The 20,642-nt window shown below is 71.8% G+C and carries 22 protein-coding genes; 11 read left to right on the forward strand and 11 right to left on the reverse strand.

Features of this window, described 5'->3' with window-relative positions; translation table 11 throughout:
- Positions 1–8: 8 nt before the first annotated feature.
- Both ACZ6S6_RS02975 and ACZ6S6_RS02980 read left to right on the forward strand, forming a co-directional pair.
- Positions 9–788: a MerR family transcriptional regulator gene (locus tag ACZ6S6_RS02975; RefSeq protein ID WP_469703434.1), complete on the forward strand. Its 780-nt coding sequence runs from the start codon at positions 9–11 to the stop codon at positions 786–788.
- Entirely contained in the window at positions 785–1,645 is an 861-nt protein-coding gene (locus ACZ6S6_RS02980) for a hypothetical protein (protein WP_469703436.1), read from the forward strand. The genes ACZ6S6_RS02975 and ACZ6S6_RS02980 overlap by 4 nt, the downstream gene beginning before the upstream one ends.
- Here the strand turns inward: ACZ6S6_RS02980 and ACZ6S6_RS02985 are convergent.
- Complete coding sequence (locus ACZ6S6_RS02985) at positions 1,596–3,017, reverse strand: RNB domain-containing ribonuclease (RefSeq protein WP_469703845.1); 1,422 nt, start codon at positions 3,015–3,017, stop codon at positions 1,596–1,598. The two genes, ACZ6S6_RS02980 and ACZ6S6_RS02985, sit on opposite strands and share 50 nt — an antisense overlap.
- Before the next feature lie 201 nt (positions 3,018–3,218).
- Between ACZ6S6_RS02985 and yaaA the strand changes: the two genes are divergently transcribed.
- Together yaaA and eda are read left to right on the forward strand one after the other, a co-directional pair.
- Positions 3,219–4,019: a peroxide stress protein YaaA gene (gene yaaA / locus ACZ6S6_RS02990; protein ID WP_469703439.1), complete on the forward strand. Its 801-nt coding sequence runs from the start codon at positions 3,219–3,221 to the stop codon at positions 4,017–4,019.
- A 199-nt stretch (positions 4,020–4,218) separates the two neighbouring features.
- On the forward strand, positions 4,219–4,839 hold the full coding sequence (gene eda / locus ACZ6S6_RS02995; RefSeq protein WP_362956989.1) for a bifunctional 4-hydroxy-2-oxoglutarate aldolase/2-dehydro-3-deoxy-phosphogluconate aldolase: 621 nt from the start codon (positions 4,219–4,221) through the stop codon (positions 4,837–4,839).
- 312 nt (positions 4,840–5,151) lie between these two features.
- Here the strand turns inward: eda and ACZ6S6_RS03000 are convergent, their stop codons facing one another.
- The 4 genes from ACZ6S6_RS03000 to ACZ6S6_RS03015 all read right to left on the reverse strand — a co-directional run bounded on the left by ACZ6S6_RS03000 (position 5,152) and on the right by ACZ6S6_RS03015 (position 9,274).
- Positions 5,152–6,483 carry a bifunctional RNase H/acid phosphatase gene (locus ACZ6S6_RS03000; protein ID WP_469703441.1) on the reverse strand — a complete coding sequence of 444 codons (1,332 nt, stop codon included), beginning with the start codon at positions 6,481–6,483 and terminating at the stop codon, positions 5,152–5,154.
- Positions 6,483–7,226 carry a zinc ribbon domain-containing protein gene (locus tag ACZ6S6_RS03005; protein ID WP_362957240.1) on the reverse strand — a complete coding sequence of 248 codons (744 nt, stop codon included), beginning with the start codon at positions 7,224–7,226 and terminating at the stop codon, positions 6,483–6,485. The genes ACZ6S6_RS03000 and ACZ6S6_RS03005 overlap by 1 nt, the downstream gene beginning before the upstream one ends.
- Positions 7,223–8,059, reverse strand: coding sequence for a Nif3-like dinuclear metal center hexameric protein (locus tag ACZ6S6_RS03010; RefSeq protein ID WP_362956983.1), 837 nt, complete (start codon positions 8,057–8,059; stop codon positions 7,223–7,225). The genes ACZ6S6_RS03005 and ACZ6S6_RS03010 overlap by 4 nt, the downstream gene beginning before the upstream one ends.
- 171 nt (positions 8,060–8,230) lie before the next feature.
- Complete coding sequence (locus ACZ6S6_RS03015; protein ID WP_469703444.1) at positions 8,231–9,274, reverse strand: ABC transporter substrate-binding protein; 1,044 nt, start codon at positions 9,272–9,274, stop codon at positions 8,231–8,233.
- 197 nt (positions 9,275–9,471) lie between these two features.
- Here ACZ6S6_RS03015 and ACZ6S6_RS03020 point away from each other — a divergent pair, with 197 nt between their 5' ends.
- Entirely contained in the window at positions 9,472–10,851 is a 1,380-nt protein-coding gene (locus ACZ6S6_RS03020) for a hypothetical protein (protein WP_469703446.1), read from the forward strand.
- 566 nt (positions 10,852–11,417) lie between these two features.
- Here ACZ6S6_RS03020 and ACZ6S6_RS03025 read toward each other — a convergent pair.
- The 3 genes from ACZ6S6_RS03025 to ACZ6S6_RS03035 all read right to left on the reverse strand — a co-directional run bounded on the left by ACZ6S6_RS03025 (position 11,418) and on the right by ACZ6S6_RS03035 (position 14,457).
- On the reverse strand, positions 11,418–12,359 hold the full coding sequence (locus tag ACZ6S6_RS03025; RefSeq protein ID WP_469703448.1) for a 3-oxoacyl-ACP reductase: 942 nt from the start codon (positions 12,357–12,359) through the stop codon (positions 11,418–11,420).
- A 40-nt stretch (positions 12,360–12,399) separates the two neighbouring features.
- Positions 12,400–13,476 (reverse strand): Zn-dependent alcohol dehydrogenase, encoded by a 1,077-nt coding sequence (locus ACZ6S6_RS03030; RefSeq protein WP_362956972.1) that lies wholly within the window; start codon positions 13,474–13,476, stop codon positions 12,400–12,402.
- 108 nt (positions 13,477–13,584) lie between these two features.
- On the reverse strand, positions 13,585–14,457 hold the full coding sequence (locus ACZ6S6_RS03035; RefSeq protein ID WP_469703451.1) for a MaoC/PaaZ C-terminal domain-containing protein: 873 nt from the start codon (positions 14,455–14,457) through the stop codon (positions 13,585–13,587).
- A gap of 357 nt (positions 14,458–14,814) precedes the next feature.
- On the opposite strand from ACZ6S6_RS03035, the gene ACZ6S6_RS03040 reads away from it, so the two are divergent.
- Genes ACZ6S6_RS03040 through ACZ6S6_RS03050 form a run of 3 tightly spaced genes read left to right on the forward strand, consistent with a single transcriptional unit; the run spans position 14,815 to position 17,716 of the window.
- Positions 14,815–15,765, forward strand: a complete 951-nt coding sequence (locus ACZ6S6_RS03040; RefSeq protein ID WP_469703453.1) for an ABC transporter ATP-binding protein — start codon at positions 14,815–14,817, stop codon at positions 15,763–15,765.
- The gene (locus ACZ6S6_RS03045; protein WP_362956967.1) at positions 15,765–16,487 is read left to right on the forward strand and encodes an ABC transporter permease; all 723 of its coding nucleotides are present in this window, start codon (positions 15,765–15,767) and stop codon (positions 16,485–16,487) included. Before ACZ6S6_RS03040 ends, ACZ6S6_RS03045 begins: the two co-directional genes overlap by 1 nt.
- An 11-nt stretch (positions 16,488–16,498) precedes the next feature.
- The gene (locus ACZ6S6_RS03050) at positions 16,499–17,716 is read left to right on the forward strand and encodes a sensor histidine kinase (protein WP_469703457.1); all 1,218 of its coding nucleotides are present in this window, start codon (positions 16,499–16,501) and stop codon (positions 17,714–17,716) included.
- A 58-nt stretch (positions 17,717–17,774) separates the two neighbouring features.
- Here ACZ6S6_RS03050 and ACZ6S6_RS03055 read toward each other — a convergent pair whose 3' ends face one another.
- The 3 genes from ACZ6S6_RS03055 to ACZ6S6_RS03065 form a co-directional block, all read right to left on the reverse strand.
- A complete protein-coding gene (locus ACZ6S6_RS03055; RefSeq protein ID WP_469703459.1) occupies positions 17,775–17,984 on the reverse strand; it encodes a DUF397 domain-containing protein in 210 nt (69 codons plus the stop codon).
- Between the two features lie 250 nt (positions 17,985–18,234).
- Positions 18,235–18,444 carry a DUF397 domain-containing protein gene (locus ACZ6S6_RS03060; protein WP_469703462.1) on the reverse strand — a complete coding sequence of 70 codons (210 nt, stop codon included), beginning with the start codon at positions 18,442–18,444 and terminating at the stop codon, positions 18,235–18,237.
- The gene (locus tag ACZ6S6_RS03065) at positions 18,441–19,271 is read right to left on the reverse strand and encodes a helix-turn-helix domain-containing protein (protein ID WP_469703849.1); all 831 of its coding nucleotides are present in this window, start codon (positions 19,269–19,271) and stop codon (positions 18,441–18,443) included. The genes ACZ6S6_RS03060 and ACZ6S6_RS03065 overlap by 4 nt, the downstream gene beginning before the upstream one ends.
- Before the next feature lie 104 nt (positions 19,272–19,375).
- On the opposite strand from ACZ6S6_RS03065, the gene ACZ6S6_RS03070 reads away from it, so the two are divergent.
- The 3 genes from ACZ6S6_RS03070 to ACZ6S6_RS03080 all read left to right on the forward strand — a co-directional run bounded on the left by ACZ6S6_RS03070 (position 19,376) and on the right by ACZ6S6_RS03080 (position 20,628).
- On the forward strand, positions 19,376–19,636 hold the full coding sequence (locus ACZ6S6_RS03070; protein WP_362956960.1) for a hypothetical protein: 261 nt from the start codon (positions 19,376–19,378) through the stop codon (positions 19,634–19,636).
- Complete coding sequence (locus ACZ6S6_RS03075; RefSeq protein ID WP_469703464.1) at positions 19,633–19,836, forward strand: hypothetical protein; 204 nt, start codon at positions 19,633–19,635, stop codon at positions 19,834–19,836. Before ACZ6S6_RS03070 ends, ACZ6S6_RS03075 begins: the two co-directional genes overlap by 4 nt.
- 462 nt (positions 19,837–20,298) lie before the next feature.
- Positions 20,299–20,628, forward strand: coding sequence for a hypothetical protein (locus ACZ6S6_RS03080; protein WP_469703466.1), 330 nt, complete (start codon positions 20,299–20,301; stop codon positions 20,626–20,628).
- Positions 20,629–20,642 lie beyond the last annotated feature (14 nt).

The following is a 20,642-nucleotide window of genomic DNA, read 5'->3' on the forward strand; positions in this document are numbered from 1 at the left end:
CTGGCCCCATGCGCATCGGAGAGATCGCCGCGCTCGTCGGAGTCACCCCCCGGGCCGTCCGGCACTACCATCACATCGGCCTGCTGGCCGAGCCCGCACGCCGGGCCAACGGCTACCGCTCCTACGGCGTGCGCGACGCCGTGCTACTGGCGCGCATCCGGCGGCTCACCGAGCTGGGGCTCGGCCTGGACGAGGTGCGCGAGGTCCTCGCCGGTGACGCCGGGCGCGAGCTCGGTGACGTACTGCGTGAGCTGGATGCCGATCTGGCCCGGCAGGAACGGGAGATCCGGGAGCGGCGGAAGCGGCTGGCCGGGCTGACGGACGGGCCGCTGGACGGTACGGAGTCCGTGTCGCCCGCGCTGGCCGAGCTGCTGGCCGCCGGGCCGGTCACCGGCTCCCCGTCCGCCGCCAAGGACCGTGAGCACCTGATGCTGCTGGACACGATCGGTGGCGGCAGCGAGATCTACGCCGCGCTGCGGCCGCTGGCGGGCGATCCGGCCGTGCTCGCACTGTACGAACAACTCGACGCGCTCGCGGCGGCGTCCCCCGACGATCCCCGGATCGGACCGCTGGCCGACCGGATGGCCGCCCTCGCGCCCGACGAGGTGCTGGACGCGATTCCCGCCGACGGACCGGTGATGACCGGCTTCGGGGAGGCCCTGCTCGCGGACTACACGCCCGCACAGGCCGAGGTGGTGCGCCGGGTGATGGTCGCGCTGACCGTACGGAGCAGAAGCAGGGGCGGGAGCAGGGGCAGGGGCGGGAAGAAGGAGAAGGGGGCGCGGTGAGCGGGGTGCGAGGGGCGCGGCTGGTGGTCGCGGGGGTGGTGCCCGCCGAACTGGCGCTGGCCGTCTGCGTGTTGGCCGGGGTACGGATACCGGCCGCCGTGCTGATCGGCGCCGAGGGGGCCGTCCTGGCCGCCTTGGTCCTGGAGGCCGTCGTGCTGGGGCGGCTCTGGCGCGCGGGCCGGCGGACGGGTGCCGGGCGGCGGGAGGCGATGGGTGCGGCGCTGCGTACCGTCGTACCGGAGAAGGTGCGCCGGCTCGTCGGGCACGAGATGCGCGCCCTGCACAGCCTGGGGCTGTGGGTGCTCCGGCGGCGGCACGCGGTGCCGGAGGGGGCGCTCGCCGCCCCGTACACCGGGCCGCAGACCGCGATGATGTACGGGCTGCTCTTCGTCTCCGTGGTGGAGACGGTGATGTTCGCGCTGCTGATCCCCTGGCCGGTCGTGCACCGGATTCTGCTCGTGGTGGATGTGTACGGGGTGCTGCTGGTGCTCGCCCTGCACGCCTCGTGCGCGGTCCGGCCGCATGTGGCGGGCGCGGACGGGTCGCTGCGGATTCGGTACGGGGCACTGTTCGATCTGCGGGTCCCGGCTGCCTCGATCGCCAGGGCGCGGGTCGAACGGCGTTACCCCGAGGGGAAGTTGATACAGCTCCACCCGGACGGGGTGCTGGATCTCTCCGTGGGCGGCCAGACGACGGTGACCGTGGAGCTGACCGCACCGCTCGGCTTCGTGCGGCCGCTCGGCGGACGCGGGCAGGCGCACACCGTCCGCTTCCACGCCGATGACCCGCGGTCCGTCGTCGCCGCGCTCACGCCGGCGCGAACAGCACCTTCGCCGAGCCCGGATCCGCCTGTGTGAGCCGTACCCGCAGCCGTTCCCCGAGGGGGAGCCTCGTGGTGCCGCCCTCGATCCGGCCGACGATCGCCGGGTCGTCGATGTGGATGGTGCCGGTGGTCGGCTCCTGCTCCTTCACGTCCACCACGTACCCGTCGAAGACCGCGCCGATCCGGTCCTTGAGCAGCGCGGCCTCGACGAGGTCCACGCACTCGCGTTCCACCGTGTTGGCCCGCCGCGTCCCGTCCGCCATCTCCTTCGGCAGGGCGGGCAGCGCGGCCAGGACCCATTCGGGCGGCTCACGGTCCGCGGCGGCGGCGACGCACAGTTCCGCCGCGTACCGGTCGACCAGGCGGCGCAGCGGCGCGGTGCAGTGCGTGTAGAGGTCCGCGACGGCGGCGTGGACGGCGGGGGTGGGCAGTTCGCCGTGCTCGAAGACCGTGTACCCGGCGCCGCGCAGCAGGGTGGTGCAGTCCTGGAGGAAGGCGGCGTGGCTGGTCTTCCTCGGGTCGAGCGAGCGGACGATCCGCGCGTACGGGACATGGTGCGGCCAGTCGATGTGCAGGGCCTCGGCCGAGCGCCGGAGGCGGGCGACGGCACCGTCCGGGGCGACCGGCAGCGTACGCAGGATGCCGGTGCCGGTCCCGGTCATCAGCCGGGCCGCGGCCATGCCGGTGAGCAGTGAGATCTGGGCGTTCCAGCCGTCGGCGGGCAGCGGGGCCCGGTACTCCAGGCCGTAGCCGCCGTCGCGCTCGACGATCTCCTGCTCGGGCACGTTGAGGGAAATGCCGCCGCGTGCGACCTCCTGCTCCTCGCGGAGGGTGCCGATGTCCCTGAGCAGCGCGAGGGACTCCTCGGCGGTGCCCGCGTCGATCCGCTGCTGCACGCCCGCGTAGTCGAGCTTGGCGCGGCTGCGTACGAGGGCCCGGCGCACCCGGGTGGCGACGGCGCGGCCCTCGGTGTCGAGGTCGATCTCCCACAGCACGGCGGGGCGGGTCTGCCCGGGGAGGAGGCTGGCGGCGCCCTCGGAGAGCGACGTGGGGTGCAGCGGCACCTTGCCGTCGGGGAAGTAGAGGGTCGTCACCCGGCGGTGGGCCTCGGTGTCGAGTGCGCCGCCGGGGCGGACGAAGGCGGCGACATCGGCGATGGCGTAGTGCACGCGGTAGCCGTGGGCGCGGCGTTCGAGGTGCATCGCCTGGTCGAGGTCGGTGGAGGTGGGCGGGTCGATGGTGAGGAACGGCAGCTCCGTGGCGTCCTCGTGTCCGGCGACCGCCGGGTTCCTCGCCGCTTCGGCCGCTTCGGCGAGCACGTCGGGCGGGAAGTCGTCCGGGAGTCCGAGTTCGGTGCGCAGCCCGCGCAGGGCCGCCCGCAGCGGGGTGCCGGCTGCGCCGGTCATGTGGAGATGGCGGCGGGGCATGGACCGAGCGTATGGCCGGGCGGGGCGGGCGGCATCCCGGGTGGCGGGGATCGGGGGCATGACTCCCCCGTACGCTGGCGCGAGGGGTTTTTTCACGGACCCGGGTGACACACCGCCGGGGCTGTGGACCGGTCCGCGACGCCTGCCACCCCCTTTCCGTACGTACGAAGGAGAACCGCCGTGCTCGTGCTGTTGCCGCCCTCCGAAGGAAAGGCCGCCTCGGGGCGGGGAGCACCTCTGAAGCCCGAGTCGCTGTCGCTGCCGGGCCTGGCCGCGGCGCGGGCCGCCGTGCTGGACGGGCTCGTGGAGCTGTCCGCGGCGGACGAGGAGAAGGCCCGTGTGGTGCTGGGGCTGAGCGAGGGGCTGCGCGGCGAGATCGCGAAGAACGTCGAGCTGCGGACGGCGGGCACCCGCCCGGCCGGGGAGCTCTACACCGGGGTGCTGTACGACGCGCTGGATCTGGCGTCCCTGGACGCCGCCGCCCGCCGCCGGGCCGGGAAGTCGCTCCTGGTGTTCTCCGGGCTGTGGGGCGCGGTGCGGGTGGGCGACCGGATTCCTCCGTACCGCTGCTCGATGGGGGTGAAACTGCCGGGTCTCGGGGCGCTCGGGGCGTTCTGGCGCACGCCGATGGCGGAGGTCATGCCGGAGGCGGCCGGGGACGGCCTGGTGCTGGATCTGCGGTCGTCCGCGTACGCGGCGGCGTGGAAGCCGAAGGACGCGGTCGCGGAGCGCACGGCGAGCGTGCGGGTGCTGCACTCCCAGCTGGTGGGCGGGGTGGAGAAGCGGTCGGTGGTCAGTCACTTCAACAAGGCGACGAAGGGCCGGATGGTCCGCGATCTGCTGATGTCGGGCGCCGCGCCGAAGGGGCCCGCGGAGCTGGTGGGCGTCCTGCGGGATCTCGGGTACGTGGTCGAGGCCGAGGCGCCCGAGCGGGCCGGGCGGGCGTGGGAGCTCGATGTCGTGGTGACGGAGATCCACTGACCCCGGACCCGGGTCCGGACCTTGCCCCGGACCCGAACCCGGACCCTGCCTCGGCCCGGACTCGGACTCAGACCCGGCCCCTGCCCCGGCCCGGACTCGGACTCAGACCCGGATCCGGACCCTGCCCCTACCCCGGCTAGCGTTGCAGCATGCGCAACGCTCGTTGCGCGGAGTGTGGTCTTCGCGGCAGGATGAGGTCATGACCTCATCCGTGCTGGACCTTGCCCCCGTCGTGCCCGTCGTCGTCCTGGAGGACGCCGCCGACGCGGTGCCGCTCGCCCGTGCCCTGGTCGCGGGCGGGCTCCCGGCGATCGAGGTGACCCTGCGGACCGCAGCCGCCCTGGACGCGATCAAGGCCATCGCGGCGGAGGTGCCGGACGCGGTGGTCGGCGCCGGCACGGTGATCTCCCCCCGGAACGTCTCCGACACGGTGGCCGCCGGGGCGCGGTTCCTGGTCAGCCCCGGCTGGACGGACGCCCTCCTGGACGCGATGAAGGCGTCGGGGGTGCCGTTCCTGCCGGGTGTCTCCACGACGTCCGAGGTGGTCGCGCTGCTGGAGCGCGGGGTCACCGAGATGAAGTTCTTCCCGGCCGAGGCGGCGGGCGGCACGGCCTATCTGAAGGCCCTCTCCGCTCCGCTCCCCCAGGCCCGGTTCTGCCCGACCGGCGGCATCTCGCTCGCCTCGGCGCCCTCCTACCTGGCCCTGCCGAACGTCGGCTGTGTGGGCGGCAGCTGGATGGTGCCCGCCGACGCGGTGGCGGCCGGGGACTGGGCCCGGGTGGAGCGGCTGGCGGCCGAGGCGGCGGCGCTGCGCGGCTGATTCCCCAAACGATCCCCCGGATACCGTGCGGTCCGGCCGGTCGCGGTGAACTCCTTCGGTTCGCCGCCGCCCGGCCGGTCGCGGTGAACCCCCTCAGTTCGCCGCCGCCCGACCGGTCGCGGTGAACTCCTTCAGTTCGCGTGCATGCTCCCCGGCAACCGGGGCACGAGACCCTCAGGGACGTGACCCGGACTCCGGGTGACCCGGGTTCCGGCAGGTATCCCCCGCCTCGCCGGAACCACCGGTGCCCCATCGGCCTTCCCCCCGGCCGATGGGGCACCGTGCTGTCCGGGGCCGGTGCGCCCGAGGTGATTATCGCAGGTGGGACGTGTCGTTCAGGAGCCGTACGGAGGCGTTGCCGTCCGCGTAGTAGGCCACGGTCGACAGGGACGCCGCCGAGAGCTCCATCCGGAACAGCGCTTCCGGCGGAGCGCCCAGCGCCAGCCGGACCAGGGTCTTGATGGGCGTGACATGCGTGACCACGAGCACCGTGCGGCCCGCGTGGCGGGCAGTGAGGCGGTCGCGGGCGGCCGCGACGCGGCGGGCGACCTCGGCGAAGCTCTCGCCGCCACCGGTGGGCGCCGCCTTCGCGGAGGCGAGCCAGGCGTCCAGGTCCGCGCGGTGGCGCTCCCTGACCTCGCCGAACGTCAGCCCCTCCCAGGCACCGAAGTCCGTCTCGCGCAGGCCGTCCTCGATCCGGACCTCCAGGCCCAGCCGGGCCGCCACCGCGCCGGCCGTCTCGCGGCAGCGGCGCAGCGGGGAGCTGACGATCTCCTGGACCGTCCCGCGAGCGGCGAAGGCCTCAGCCGCACACTCGGCCTGCCGGCGGCCGGCGGCGGAGAGCTCGGGGTCGGTGCCGCCGCTTCCGGAGAACCGCTTCTGCGGGGTGAGGGCGGTCTCGCCGTGCCGCAGCAGGAGGAAGGTGGCGGGCGCGCCCAGGTCGGGGGCGGCGCCCCAGCCGACCTGCGGGGTTTCACCGGAGACCTGCGGGGTCCCGCCCGTGACCTGCGCGGTCCCGCCCGTGACCTGCGGGGTTTCGCCAGTGACCTGCGCGGTCCCGGCGGCGGGCCGGTTCAGCGCGGCCCTGGCCCTCGCCGCGCCGGCCGCCGCGTCACCCGGCGGACCGGAGACCGGGGGCAGGGCGGCGGCCACCGAGGACCTCGGGGTGTCGAGGGCGGCCGTCGAGGACGACGGCTCCCACTGCCTGCCCCGCCTGCCCGCGTCCATCGCCTCGTTCGCGAGCCGGTCCGCGTGCTTGTTCCTCTCGCGCGGGATCCACTCGTAGGTGACGGCCGAGGCCGGGAGAATCCGGGCGGCCTCGGCCGCGAGCGGCCGCATGTCCGGGTGCTTGATCTTCCAGCGGCCCGACATCTGCTCCACGACCAGCTTGGAGTCCATCCGGACGTGCACCAGCGGCCCGCCGTCGCCCGAGGCGTCCGGCACGAGTGCCTTCGCGGCCCGCAGACCGGCGATGAGGCCCTTGTACTCGGCAACGTTGTTCGTCGCGACGCCGATGTACTCGGCCGCCTCGGCCAGCGTCTCCCCCGTCACCGGGTCGATGACGACCGCGCCGTACCCGGCGGGCCCCGGGTTGCCCCGGGAGCCGCCGTCGGCCTCGATGACGAACTGGCGCGGCGGGGTCACTACAGACCCGAGTCCGCGGTGCGGACCAGGATGCGGTGGCAGTTCTCGCAGCGCAGCACCGTGTCGCGGGACGCGGCCTTCACGTCGTTGATCTCGGTGATGTTGAGCTCCAGCCGGCAGCCCTCGCAGCGGCGCTGGTAGAGGCGGGCGGCGCCCACCCCGCCCTGCTGGGCGCTGAGCTTGTCGTACAGCTTGAGCAGGTCGGCGGGGACGGAACCGGCGACGACCTCGCGCTCCTTGGTGAGCGTCGCGGTCTCCTCGTCGATCTCGTTCGTCGCGGCGTCCCGGCGGGCGGTCGCGTCGTCGACCTTGGCCTGGACGGCGGAGACCCGGTCGGTCAGCTCGGTGACCCGCTCCTGCGCGGACTCCCGGCGCTCCATGACCTCAAGGACGACGTCCTCCAGGTCGCCCTGGCGCTTGGCCAGCGAGACGATCTCCCGCTGCAGGCTCTCCAGGTCCTTGGGCGAGGTGACATTGCCCGAGTCCATCCGCTGCTGGTCGCGGGTGGCGCGCTGGCGCACCTGGTCCACGTCCTGCTCGGCCTTGATCTGCTCGCGGGCGGTGTCGCTCTCCTCGGTCGTGGAGGCGACGAGGAGGTCGCGGAGTTGGGCGAGGTCGGTCGTGAGCGACTCGATCTCGGCGTGCTCGGGAAGGTTGTTGCGCTTGTGCGCGAGCTGGGCGAGGCGCTGGTCGAGGGCCTGGACGTCGAGGAGTCGGATCTGGTCGGCGGGCGCGGCGTTCAGTTGGGGGCTCCAGAAGAGTGGTGGGTGGTCCAGGGGTCGGTGACCTGCTTCGAGACGTGGACCCGCAGGTCCCATCCGTGGCGGTCGGAAATCGCGTCGAGCTGTGCGGCGGCCTGTTCGCACCACGGCCATTCGGTGGCCCAGTGTGCGGCATCGACCAGGCCGAGCGACGAGTGCTGGACGGCCTCGGAGGCCGGGTGGTGACGCAGGTCGGCGGTGAGGTAGGCGTCCGCGCCCGCGGCGCGCACGGCGTCGAAGAGGCTGTCACCGGATCCGCCGCTCACCACGACGGTGCGCACGAGGGTGTCCGGGTCGCCGGCCAGCCGGATGCCCTGCGCGGTGGCGGGCAGCCGGGCGGCGGCTCGGGCGGCGAACTCACCGAGGGTCTGCGGGTGGTCGAGCGTGCAGATCCGGCCGAGGCCCCGGCGGCCCGTGGGGTCCGTCGGGTCCGGTACGAGGGGCCGCTCGACGCGCAGGTCGAGGGCGCCGGCGAGGGCGTCGGAGACGCCGGGATCCGCGGAGTCGGCGTTGGTGTGGGCCACGTGCAGCGCGATGTCGTGCTTGATCAGCGTGTGCACGACCCGGCCCTTGAAGGTGCCGGCCGCGACCGTCGTCGTACCGCGCAGATAGAGCGGGTGGTGGGTGACGATCAGCTGGGCGCCTAGTTTCAGCGCCTCGTCGGCGATGTCCTGGACGGGGTCGACGGCGAAGAGCACCCGGTCGACCTCGGCGTCCGGATCACCGCAGACGGTGCCGACCGCGTCCCATTCTTCGGCCCACTCGGGCGGCCAGAGGGCGTCGAGCTCGCTGATGACTTCAGACAGACGGGGCACGGAGGAAAGGCTACCTGCCCTCCGTGCCCCGCGGTCCATGGCGCTGCACCCCGTACGGACGGGGCGGCGGCCAGTCATGAATCGTTACTTCACCAGGCCGGCGCGGAGGTCGTCGTCACTTCACCAGGCCGGCGCGGAGGTCGTTACCTCACCAGGCCGGCGCGGAGGTCGTCACTTCACCAGGCCGGCGCGGAGGTCGTCGAGGACCAGGTTCGCGGCCGTGACGCCGAGGCCGAGGTACCAGGTCTCGTCGGAGACGTTCTTGGCCCGCCCCTCCTTGACCGCCGTGAGGTTCTTCCACAGCGGGTTGGACTGGGCGGTGTCGCGCTTGGTGGCCTTCACGTCGCCGTACACACCGGTGAAGATCCAGTCGGCGTCCGCGTCGTCGATCTTCTCCGGGCTGATCTCCGCGGCCAGCTCGTTGATCTGCTGGTTCTTGGGCCGCGGCAGGCCGGCGTCGTCGAGGATCGTGCCGATGAAGGAGGCCTTGGCGTAGAGGCGGATCTTGTCCGGCAGGTAGCGGACCATGGAGATGGTCGGCTTCTTCGGGCCGACGTCCTCGCCCAGCTTCTTCGCGTTCGTCTCGTAGGTGCCCAGCTCCGACTTAGCCTTGGCGGTCTTGTCCAGCGCTGCGGCGTTGAGGAGGTAGTTCTCCTTCCAGGTGAAGCCCGGACGGATGGAGAACACGGTCGGCGCGATCTTGGACAGCTCGTCGTACTTGTCGGCCGCGCGCAGCTGGCTGCCGAGGATCAGGTCGGGCTTCAGGCCCGCGATCGCCTCAAGGTTGAGGTTGTTGATCGTGCCGACGTTTTTCGGGTCGCCGGCGTCCTTCTTCAGGTACGAGGGAATGGCCGCGTCGCCCTCGGAGGGGGCGTAGCCGACCGGCTTCACACCCAGGGACACGACGTTGTCGAACTCGCCGACGTCGAGCACGACGACGCGCTTCGGGGCGGCCTTGAGCTCGGTCTTGCCCATGGCGTGGGTGAGCGTGCGGGGGAACTGGCCCGCCGGGGCGTCGGTGCCGTACTCCGCCGTCTTCTTCGCCGCGTCACCGAATTCCTTGCCGCCCGTCGCGACCGCGGCCTTCTTCTCGCTACCGGCATCGGACTTGCCCGAGCCGCCCGAGGCGCCGTCGTCGCTTCCGCAGGCGGAGAGGGACAGGGCGGCGACTACAGCCAGGCCGACTGCGGCGGTGCCGCGGCGTCGAAGGGACATCACTTGCTCCAGTTGTGGATCACACAGGCAACACTTAGGAGTGCCTAACCTTAGCCACGCGTTTAGCGCGAAGCACAACCACCCCCTCCCTCTCAGGTGAATACGGGCATCGCCACCCATATGTGTGAAGTGGCGGGTCTCGTGTTGTTCGGCAGGAAGTGCGAAAACTAGCTTCGGTGGCCGGAGGTGACAAGTCGATGACTGCCTGTGCCATCGAGGACGGGACCGCGGCGGCGGTCGAAGCCGGCGAGACGGTGGAGCCGGGGTCCGAAGGCCCGGAGGGGGCGGCGGAGCCCCCGGATCCGGCGACGGACGCGGCCAATCCGCAGGAACCGCCGGTTCCGCCGGTGCCCGCGGTTCCGCCCGTGCCGGTGGAGCTGCCGGCTGCCCCGGCGCGGGGCCCTGCTGAAACGGTCCTGCCTACAGCTCCGCCCGCGTTCACGATCACGGCGAACGGCGCGTACGCGGCGCGGCTCACGGCCGCCCGTGGCCGGGCGCACGAAACCGGCGAGGCGGGCACCGGCAGCGACACCGACACGGCCTGGTACCCGGAGCGCTGGACGCTGGACGGGCCCGAGCCGTACGCCGTGCCGCTCCCCCTCAACCAGCCGGAGGAGGCCGACTCGCAGGTGCTGCCGCTCGCAGACGGGCGGGTGCTCATCCGGCGCCGGGTCGCGGACCGGCACGCCCTCTCGCTGCTCTACCCGACCGGCCCCGGCACCGGTGAACTGCCGCTGGGCGCGGTCGAGTGCGCGGAGCTGACCCTGCTGCCGCCCTCGCCGGACGGCGTCAGCGCGTACGCCCTGGCGGCGGGTGAGCACTCCACCGGGCTCTGGCTGGTGGCGGGCGGTACGTCCGGGCCCGAGCGGATCGCGGAGCTGCCGGGGCGCTGTTCCGGCGGGGTCTGGCTGGACCGGGCCGGCCGGCTGCTGGCGCTGGACCGGGAGCCTGCGGGGGGCGGTCCGGTGAAGGCGGTCGCGGTGGACCTGGGGCGGGGCGCCGAGATGACCCCGTTGCTCCAGATCGCGCCGGACAGCGACGACCGGCTGCTGCTCGCCGACCCGGACAGCGGTCTCCTGCTGATCCGCTCGGACGCGCCGGGGCACGACCGGCTCGGCTGGGGGGTGCTGGGCAGCTGTCTGCCGGTGCGGTTCCCGGAGTGCCTGCGGCTGCCGGATGCCGCGGTGACGCCGTTCGCCGTGCAGCCGGGGCAGATGCTGATGCCGGAGAGCTGCGCGGTCGCCCTGCGGATCGACGGGGCGGCGGGCAGCTGGGTGGGGGTGTGGCGTCCCTCGGGCCGCCGGCTGCACCAGCTCCCGGTGCCCGAAGGATGGCTGGCGGGCAGCGGTGTCTGGTCCCGCGAGGGCGTACTCGGACTTCCGTACGCGAACGGGGAGACGGCCTGCGCGGTGGCGTTCCTGGCGGCACCGGCCGATGAGGAACCGGCCATGGGACGAGCCCCGGCCGGATATCCGGAAAGCGGTATGCAACCGTCCGGGGCCGTGGCGCCTCCTTCTGTGTGCAGGCCGGTTCCTTTGGGGCAGGCGCCTCTCGTGGGGCGTACCGCTCCTCGTTAGACCCGCCGGTCTAACGACCTGGTGCACGATAGGGGGCGGATCAGCGAGCGGCGTCATGCGGCTTCGAATCCAAGGCGGAGGAGGGAATCGACGCGGAGCGTCGTTGACCGACGACAACGCCGGAGGCGGAGTCGCAGGGCGTCGGGAGCCCGCTCACTATCGTGCACCAGGTCGTAAAGTTGGACAGGGGCTCACGTATGCGGGCACCGCGGTCGCCGATGGTGACCGTTGCCCGGGTGACGGTGGCGTGATGGCCCCGGAGACAAGCACGTAAGCGATCACAACGGGGTGACTTCCCACATGTCTGAAGCCCGAACCGACACGACCCAGACGCATCCGCCGGGGGCGGACGCGGACCGGGGCGAAGCCGGCGGCGCCGGAAAGCACCGAGGGGGTGTGGCGCCGGACGACTCGGCAGCACAACCGCACGGCCGCCACCGCCGCACCTCCGAAGGGGGCAGCAGGGCGGCCTGACCGCCAGGACAGCGAGCGAGGGAAACGGGGGGAGAGGGCCCCCGCAGCCGGCCGGCTGCGGGGGCCCTCTCCTGTGCGGTGTGCGGCGGTGGTCAGCCCCGCTTCAGGCCGAGCACCTCCGCCGCCGCGAACGTCTCATTCGGCGGGCGGTCCGCGTAGTACGGGGAGATCAGTTCGTCCAGCTCGTCGAAGGAGAACGTCTCCTTCGCCGCGTCGAACTTCGCCGCCACCCTGGGGCGTTCGACGATCGCGACCATCCCGCCGTGCACGACGAGCAGCTGCCCGTTGACCTTGGCGGCCGCCGGGGAGGCCAGATAGCCGACGAGCGGCGAGACGTGCTCGGGTGCGAGCGCGTCGAGCCGCCCGTCCTGCGGTTCCTCGAAGCCCGCGAAGACGTCCTCGGTCATCCGGGTCCGGGCGCGCGGGCAGATGGCGTTGGCGGTGACGCCGTACTTGGCCAGGGCCAGCGCGGTGGAGGTGGTCAGCCCGACGATGCCACCCTTGGCAGCCGCGTAGTTGGGCTGGCCCGCCGAACCGGCGAGGAAGGCTTCCGACGAGGTGTTGACGATCCGGCCGTAGACCGGACCGCCGGACGCCTTGGACCGGGACCGCCAGTGCGCGGCGGCGAAGTGCGTGGTGTTGAAGTGGCCCTTGAGGTGCACCCGTATGACCGAGTCCCACTCGTCCTCGGTCATCGAGAAGATCATCCGGTCGCGCAGGATGCCCGCGTTGTTGACCAGGACGTCGAGCTGCCCGTACGTCTCGACGGCCAGGTCCACCAGGGCGCGGGCCTGCTCGTGGTCGGACACGTCGCCGAGGTGCGCGACCGCCCGGCCGCCGGCCGCCCGGATCTCCTCGGCGACCTGTTCGGCGGGAGCGGCGGACGCCTCGCCCGAGCCGTCGCGGCCCGGCTGCCCGTAGTCGTTGACGACGACGGCCGCGCCGAGCCGCGCCAGTTCCAGCGCTTCGGCGCGCCCGAGGCCGCGGCCGGCGCCGGTGACGATCGCGGACAGTCCGTCCAGGGGTAGTGACATCGGATCTCGGGGTCCTCTCGGGAGGGGGCGGGGCGGTGGTTCAGAGTTCGACGCAGGTACGCAGCGACTCGCCGGTCCGCATCTGGTCGAGGGCGTCGTTGATGCCGTCGAGCCGTACCCGGTGGGTGATCATCGATTCGAGGTCGATGCGGCCGGCCCGCCAGAGCGCGATGGCCCGCTCGTACGACCGGAGCACGTCCCCTCCCCCGTACATGGAGGGCAGGATGCGCTTCTCGTCGAAGAACAGCTCGAACATGTTGACCTGGAAGTTGTCGTCCATGGCGCCCGCGCCGACGATGCACAGGGTGCCGCCGCGCCGGGTGTTCTCGTACGCCGTGCGGGCCGTGACCGACTTGCCGACGACCTCGAAGACGTAGTCGAAGCCCTCGCCCGCGGTGATCCGCTGCTTGGCGTCGGCGAACTCGTCGGGCGAGACGGCCTCGGTCGCGCCGAACCGCAGCGCGGCCTCGCGGCGGGAGGCCACCGGGTCCACGGCGATGATCTGGGCGGCGCCCTGCACCCTGGCTCCCTGGATGGTGGAGATGCCGACGCCGCCGCAGCCGATCACGGCGACCGACGAACCGGCCTCCACCTTCGCGGTGTTGATGGCCGCGCCGAGGCCGGTGGTGACCCCGCAGCCGATCAGCGCGGCGATCTCGAACGGCACGTCGTCGGGGATCGGCACCGCGCAGCCCGCGCCGACGACGACCTCCTCGGTGAAGGTGCCGGTGCCGGCGAAGCCGAAGACGTCCCCGCCGGGGCGCTTGAAGTTGGGGGTGCCCGCGTTCATGAACCCGGCCAGGCAGAGCTGGGTCTGGCCGCGCTTGCACGAGGGGCACTCCCCGCACGCGGGCAGCCAGCAGACCAGCACCCGGTCCCCCGCGCTCAGCCCGTTCACCCCGTCGCCGACGTCGATGACCTCACCGGCGCCCTCGTGGCCGGGGATGAACGGGGCGGGCTGCGGCAGTACCCCGCTCATCGCGGAGACATCGGAGTGGCAGAGCCCGGTGGCCCGGATGCGGAGCCTGACCTTGCCGGGGCCGAAGCCCACCGCCTCGACGTCGTCGAGGACTTCGAGCTTGTCCTGGCCTATCTCGTGCAGTACGGCTGCGCGCATGGTGCGGCTCCCCTCGGGGTCGGTACGTGCGGTTAGTGCGGTGTGGTGCGGGCGGTGCGTGCGGTTAGTGCGGTGCGTGCGGTACATGCAGTACGTGCGGTGCGTGCTTCAGGAGTGTTCGACGAGCGTGTCGGCGAGGACCGGTGCGTCGTCGCGTTCGACGGCGGTCACCGCCACCTGGACCCGGCCGTCATCGGCCCACATCCGGATGCGCAGGGTCTCGCCGGGGAAGACGATCCCGGCGAACCGGGTGCGGTAGGAGACGATGCGGGACACATCGCCGTCCAGCAGGGTGTCGGCCACCGCCTTGAGCGTCATCCCGTACGTGCAGAGCCCGTGCAGGATCGGCCGGTCGAAGCCGGCCAGCTTGGCGAACTCCGGGTCGGCGTGCAGCGGGTTCCAGTCCCCGGAGAGCCGGTAGAGCAACGCCTGGTCCGGCCGGACCGGCCGCTCCACCACCCGGTCGGGGTCGCGGTCGGGCGGGGCGAGCCGTTCCGAAGGGCCGCGCTCGCCGCCGAAACCGCCCTCGCCGCGTACGAAGATCTGGGCGTCGTTGGTCCACAGCGGGCCGTCGTCGTCGGAGGCCTCGGTACGCAGCACGAGGACCGCCGCCTTGCCCTTGTCGTACACCGCGGCGACCTTCGAGGTCTGAACGGCGTCTCCCCGCACGGGAATCGGCCGGTGCAGGCGTACGGACTGACCGCCGTGCAGCACGGCGGCGAGGTCGACGTCGACCCCGGGCGACGCGAGGCCGCCACCCATCGCGAGGCCGGCGCCCGCGACGGTGGAGAAGCTCGGCAGGACGTGGAGCCGGGACTCCAGCGTGTAGCGCAGCTCGTCCGGGTCGGTGGCGTCGTCGGGCCGGCCGGGGGCCGTCCCCGCGCCGAGGCCCAGGTGGTAGAGCTGGATGTCCTTGTGGTCCCAGCTGATCGAGGTCGAGCGGGGTTCGGCGGCAACCGCCTCTGCGGCATCAATGGGCATGGGAGAGCTGCTCCTTGATGGTGGGGAAGACCTCGGCGCGGCCGTCCGCACCGTCGGCCGCACCGAGGTCGTGCGGGACCGGAAGCCGCGTCCGTTCTAGAACGCGTTCTAGCCGGTGGCCCTATGTATAACGCAGCGCCCAGCAGTTGTGAAGTCTCCTGACGTTGTGTCAGATCTCGCTTCGGATCGCGATCCGGCCACCCGGTTCCCCTTCACCCGGTTCCCGTCCACTCGGTTCCCGTCCACTCGGTTCCCCTCCACTCGGTTCCCGTCCGCCCGCGCGATGACATTTGTCATCACGGAGTCCGTACATGCGCCTCTGCCGGGTCCTGGCTCCGACTCCGTAGCGTCATGGACATGAAACAGACAACGGGGAACGGGGCCGCGGTGGTCTTCACCGGGGCGGTGAAGACCTTCGGCCGGGCCGGGCAGAGCGTGCGGGCCGTGGACGGGATCGGGCTGACCGTCGAACGGGGGGAGACGGTCGCGCTGCTCGGCCGCAACGGCGCGGGGAAGTCCACCGCCATCAGCCTGCTGCTCGGCCTGAACGAGCCGGACTCCGGCAGTGTGCGGGTACTGGACCGCTCCCCCGGACAGGCGGTCCGGGCCGGCCTCGTCGGCGCGATGCTCCAGGACGGGCGGCCCATCCAGCGGGTGACCGTCCGCGAACTGATCGCCTTCGTCGCCTCCACCTACCCGCACCCGATGCCGATCACCGAGGCGCTGGACCTGGCGGGCGTCGCGGAGTACGCGAACCGGCGGATCGACAAGCTCTCCGGCGGCCAGATCCAGCGGGTCCGGTTCGCCGTTGCCATGGCCGGAAACCCGGAACTGATCGTGCTGGACGAGCCGACCGCGGCCCTGGACGTGGAGGGACGCCGCGGCTTCTGGGACTCGATGCGGGCCTACGCCCGGCGCGGCAACACGGTGATCTTCTCCACCCACTACCTGGAGGAGGCCGACGAGAACGCCGACCGGATCGTCGTCATCGACCGGGGCCGGATCGTCGCGGACGGCAGCGGCGAATCCATCAAGGGCGCGGCCGGCCACCACCAGGTCTCCTTCGACCTGGCGGGCCGGCCCACCGAGGGCCTTGAGCTGCTGCCCGGCGTCGCCACCGTCGAGGTGACCGGGGACCGGGCGCTGCTGCACACGGACGACTCGGACGCCACCGTCGTGGAGCTCGCCCGCCTCGGCATGGTCCGGGGCCTCCAGGTCTCCCCCGCCACGCTGGAGACCGCCTTCCTCTCCCTCACCTCTACGGCCACCGCTCCGGAGAGCCGGACCGGCCGGAAGGAGACCGTCTGATGTTCCAGTACATCGTGCTCGAAATCCGCCGGACCCTGCGCGACGGCTTCTTCCTGATCTTCGGCACCGGGATGCCGGTGATGATGTATCTGCTCTTCACCAACATCGGGGGCGGCGAGGGCGTCGACGGCTGGAAGACCACCGCGATGGTCGGCATGGCCGCGTACGGGGCGCTGGGCTCCGCGATGTCGATCGGTACGGGGGTCTCCTCCGACAAGTCGCTTGGCTGGCTCCAGCAGTTGCGGGTCACCCCGCTCTCCCCGTCGCAGGCGGTCGTGGGCCGCGCGATCAGCGGTTCGGTGACGGTGCTCCCGACGATCCTCACCGTGCTGCTGGCCGGCGGGCTGCTCAACGGGGTACGGCTGGGCGCCTGGCAGTGGGCCGCGCTCGTCCTTCTCCTCTGGATCGGCGCCCTGCCCTTCACCCTGCTCGGGATCGGCAACGGCTACCGGCTGACCCCGCAGGGCACCGGCGTGGTCAACGTCGCGTGCCTGATGGGCTTCGCGATCGTCGGCGGGCTGTGGTTCCCGCTGGAACTGCTCCCCGGCTGGCTGCGCTCCATCGGCGGGTTCACCCCCGCCAACCGGTTCGCGGAACTGGGCTGGGCGGCTACCGACGGCCACGCGCCCGGCGCCACGACCATCGGCGTACTCGCCGCGTGGCTGCTGCTGTTCGGCACGTACGCCGTGGTCTCGTACCGTCGGTCCGCGAGGACCGTGTGACGGGAGTGAACATGTTCGGGAGCGGATCGGAAGCGCGCGAGGTACGGCGCAGGCGGCGTGCGGAGCGACGGCAGTGGCGCAAGGAGCACCGGCGTCCGGGACCTCCCGGACCCTACGTCCTGCTCCCCTGGCTGCTGCTGGGCCTGGGCGCCTTCTCCAATCTGTTCCAGGGCGACACCCCCAGTCCCTGGGTCGGCGGCATCGGCCTGTTCGCCTTCAACTCCCTCTATATCTCGGTGGTGTTCCGGGGCTTCGACAAGAGGGCGCGCGAGAGCCGGTTGACGTACGTGCTGCTGGCCGCGCTGACCGCCGTCACACTGGGGCTCGCGGCCGGGTACGGCGGCAGCTGGCTGCTGTTCTTTCCGCTGCTCTCGCTGGCCTGCGGGACCGTCCTGCGCAGACACTGGCTGGCGGTCTGTCTGCTCGTGCTCGCCGTGGTCGCCTGCCTCGTCTCGGTGTGGCACCAGGACAGCGCGTCGACGCCGTGGACGCTGGCCTACGGCACGTTCATCTCCGGTGCGGTGACGGCCGCGCTGCTCACCCTGTCGGAAACGGTGATGGAGCTGCGCTCCACCCGGCAGGAACTGGCCCGCGCCGCCGTCGAGCGGGAGCGGCTGCGCTTCTCGCGCGATCTGCACGATCTGCTGGGCCACACGATCTCCGTGATCGTCGTCAAGTCGGAGGCCGCGCGCAGGCTCGCGCCGCGCGACATCGACCAGGCAATCCAGCAGGTCGCCGACATCGAGTCGGTCGGCCGCCAGGCGCTCACCGAGATCCGGGAGGCGGTCACCGGCTACCGCGAGGGGAGCCTCGCCACCGAGCTCGACCGCGCCAGGTCCGCGCTGACCGCCGCCGGCATCGAACCGACCGTCCGCCGCTCGGGCCCGCCGCTCGCACCGCAGACGGAGGCGCTGCTCGGCTGGGTGGCCCGGGAGGCCGTCACGAACGTCCTGCGCCACTCCACCGCCACCGACTGCGCGTTCGTGATCGACGGCACCTCGGACCGGGTCCGGCTGACGGTCACCGACGACGGCTCGGGCCCGTCCGCCGAGGCACCGGCCGCCCCGGCCACCGGCGGCACGGGTCTGAAGGGCCTCACCGAACGCCTGGCGGCGGCGGGCGGCTCCCTGGAGGCGGGGCCGGGACCGGGCGGCAGCTTCGTGGTGACGGCGGAACTCCCGGCGGACGCGTCGGACGCGTCGGGGGGCGGTGCGGCCGGTGACGGCTGAACGGTCGCAGCAAAGCCCCACCGTGCGGGGCACGGTGGGGCGACGCGGAATCGATTGCTCAGACGGTGCCGAAGTCTCCGGCCTTGACGCCCGCCACGAAGGAGGCGAACGAGGCGACCGGGAAGGACAGCGTGGGGCCGCTCAGATCCTTGGAGTCGCGGACGGGGACAGCGCCGGTAGCGGACGCGTGCGCCGGCGCCCACTCGACGCATGTGCCGCCGTTGTTGCTGTAGGAGGACTTGAACCAGCGGGGGGATTCGGTCGTCACGGGGTGCCCCTTCTTACCTTCTCGATCATGACCACGGACGTCGCCTGGGACAGCGCTGCGACATGTAAACGATGGCAGGGCTGTCAACAGAGCCGCAAGAAGCACCTATCGCGCTCCCACGTCACCCTTGCTGAGCGGACTCGGTGTAAGTCAAGACAGAAAAACCCCGCCATGCTCCCGGCTCGGGACTGTGACGGGGTTTTCACTGTTGCGACGTGCACGGAAGGGGCGGTGCACGCCTGGTGGGCGGTCAGATGGCTCCGAAGTCTCCGGCCTTGACGCCCGCCACGAAGGAAGTGAACGCGTCGGCACGAAGACCCAGAGTGGGGCCGCTCAGATCCTTGGAGTCGCGGACGGGTACCACGCCGCGTGAGACGGCAAGGTTGGCTGCGATCTCGACGCACGCGCCGCCGTTGCTGCTGTAGGAGGACTTGAACCAGCGGGGGGATTCGGTCGTCACGAGGTGCCCTTTCTTACCTTCTGGATCATGGCCACGGATGTCGCTTGGGACAGCGCTTCAGCCTGTAGTTGATGGTAGGCCGTCAACAGAGGCTGCACGAACCGCATATCGCGCTCCAACCGGCCTTGCTGCGCGGATTCGGCATAGGCGAGCTGAGCCCGGTCCGGCAAGGTCAGCAAGTGGACGGGCAGGTCGAACGACCGCCGCTCACCAAGATCGAACGGCGCGACTTGTACGACGGTGGACGGAAGCTCGGCGAACGCGGCGAGCCGGTCAAGCTGTTCAGCCATGACACGGGGGCCGCCCACCACCCGCCGAATGCAGCTCTCGTCAAGGACGACGTACACAAGCGGTGGGGGCGTCCGCTCCAGAGATGCCTGCCTCTTCGTGAGGAGTGTCAGCCGTTCCTCCGCCTGCTGCTCCGTGATCGCTCCGCGCCGCACGGCACCCGCAGTGATCGCTGCCGCGTACTCCGGAGTCTGGAGAAGACCCGGAACGATCCCGAGCTCGAACAGCCTGATCTCTGCGGCTCGTACCTCGTGGGTGACGAAGTCCGTGAACCCCTCCAGGAGCGAGGTGTTCTTGAGCGCGCGGGTCATTCGCTCGAACTTGTCTCCGGTGCCGAGTGCCCTGTCAGCACTACGCGCGAAGCGGTTAGTTGGTGGGCGGCGGCCAGTTTCGACAGCGGAAACATGCGACCCGGTCAGGCCCATGCGTACGGCCAGCTCGTCCTGCGTCCACCCGCGCTCGTCCCGCGCTTGCCGTAAGCGCTGGCCAAACGCCTGCGCCGGCGAAGTCTCGGGGTCCAATGCCTTCCGGTTGACCACGTGAGTTCCTAACTCATCAAGCAAAACAGCCAAGTTGAGGACACTCCAACTCTAGGTCACCCTGGACGCCCTGAGTAGCGAAACCGCTACAGAGAGGAGCGGCGATGAGTGCGCACAACGTTCCCACGGATGGACAGGAACCCGCCTACGTACCCGCCCCCGGCACACTCATGGTGGACACGGCCCACGCGAACAAGGTCGGGGAGTTCCGAGGGCTCGCCGGCCCGTACTGGTCACTGCGACCGATTTGCGGCGGGCAGGAGTGGGAAGCCGAGCCCGAGCACGTACGTCCCGCGGACTCGATAGAGCGGCTGCGAGCCCAGAACGCGCGGTGCAACGCGCGGAGTCGGGGTGAGGTGCTGTGAGAGTCCCGGCACACGACCTGGACGCCGAGCTGGACCGCATCGCGTCGGACCCTGGTACCCGCGCACTGTTCCACGCCGAGTTGGGCCGAGCGCTTGCCGAACACATCGCGGACACAGCCGAGTCGGCGGCGCTCACGGAATCGGCAGCCGAAGCGCAGCGAGCGGTGGTCCAGCTCCCGACCTGGGAGCGCGCCGCATGAACGGCGGCACCTACATGGCGGAGATCACCGCGTCGACCGGCGGGAGGACCGTCTCGCTGGGCAGGGCTACCCTGCCGAACCGCCGGCTCGCGCTCCGGTGGCTGCGACGGCAAGCGCATCGGCTCGCGGACGGGCTCGGCGCGCCCGAGCCCCAACCGTCCGGCATGAGGGACGTCCGGCCGATCAGCTTTCAGAGCCCCGCCGTCCCGAACGGGCTACGGGCATGGGCACACGACCCGCGCCAGCAGGACCACGCAATGGCGCGGCTGGAGGCCGGGAGGCCCGACGTGCTCACCGTGCTCGACCCGGCTGCCGGCCTCCTGGTAGCGCTCGCCGGATGGCCCGTCCGGTCGTCACGCCGTGCCGTGGCCGGGTACGGCGCTCCCGAGCCCCCTCCCCGTCCGTGTGCTGCCGCGCGCCGCACGGACCGGGGCCCACGTCCCCTCAACCGGAGGCTCTACGGTGATCCACTGCAATTCCCGCGCTCTTCCACCCTGGTTCGACACCGCGCAAACGCATCAGCAATCTACTAGTACAGGACTGCCCCACTCACTTGTCTGCGAACTGGCCAAGGGACATACGGACGAGCACGCCGGCCACCTGGAGGACATGGGGCGCGGCACCTTTGACGTATGGGTGCGCTGGGACGGCGACCGCTTCACCTACGTCTGTGCCGAGCCGTGCGAAAGGGTCGACCCTGCCGTTGCCCCTCTACAACAGCAGGCCTGCACGCTGTACGTGGACCACGCGCCGGGACACTCCTGGGAGTTCGAGGATTTCTTGCACGACTGACGTTCTTGGGGAGA

This window comes from Streptomyces sp. NPDC048671, assembly GCF_055587045.1.

Excerpts from the sequence above, each read along its gene's own strand:
- ACZ6S6_RS03015 (WP_469703444.1), bottom strand. The coding sequence starts at position 9,274 with ATGTCCCTTCGACGCCGCGGCACCGCCGCAGTCGGCCTGGCTGTAGTC.
- eda (WP_362956989.1), top strand. The coding sequence starts at position 4,219 with ATGACCTCATCCGTGCTGGACCTTGCCCCCGTCGTGCCCGTCGTCGTC.
- ACZ6S6_RS02975 (WP_469703434.1), top strand. The coding sequence starts at position 9 with ATGCGCATCGGAGAGATCGCCGCGCTCGTCGGAGTCACCCCCCGGGCC.
- ACZ6S6_RS03030 (WP_362956972.1), bottom strand. The coding sequence starts at position 13,476 with ATGCGCGCAGCCGTACTGCACGAGATAGGCCAGGACAAGCTCGAAGTC.
- ACZ6S6_RS02985 (WP_469703845.1), bottom strand. The coding sequence starts at position 3,017 with ATGACCGGCGCAGCCGGCACCCCGCTGCGGGCGGCCCTGCGCGGGCTG.
- ACZ6S6_RS03040 (WP_469703453.1), top strand. The coding sequence starts at position 14,815 with ATGAAACAGACAACGGGGAACGGGGCCGCGGTGGTCTTCACCGGGGCG.
- ACZ6S6_RS03035 (WP_469703451.1), bottom strand. The coding sequence starts at position 14,457 with ATGCCCATTGATGCCGCAGAGGCGGTTGCCGCCGAACCCCGCTCGACC.
- ACZ6S6_RS03070 (WP_362956960.1), top strand. The coding sequence starts at position 19,376 with ATGAGTGCGCACAACGTTCCCACGGATGGACAGGAACCCGCCTACGTA.
- ACZ6S6_RS03045 (WP_362956967.1), top strand. The coding sequence starts at position 15,765 with ATGTTCCAGTACATCGTGCTCGAAATCCGCCGGACCCTGCGCGACGGC.
- ACZ6S6_RS03050 (WP_469703457.1), top strand. The coding sequence starts at position 16,499 with ATGTTCGGGAGCGGATCGGAAGCGCGCGAGGTACGGCGCAGGCGGCGT.
- ACZ6S6_RS03020 (WP_469703446.1), top strand. The coding sequence starts at position 9,472 with ATGACTGCCTGTGCCATCGAGGACGGGACCGCGGCGGCGGTCGAAGCC.
- ACZ6S6_RS03025 (WP_469703448.1), bottom strand. The coding sequence starts at position 12,359 with ATGTCACTACCCCTGGACGGACTGTCCGCGATCGTCACCGGCGCCGGC.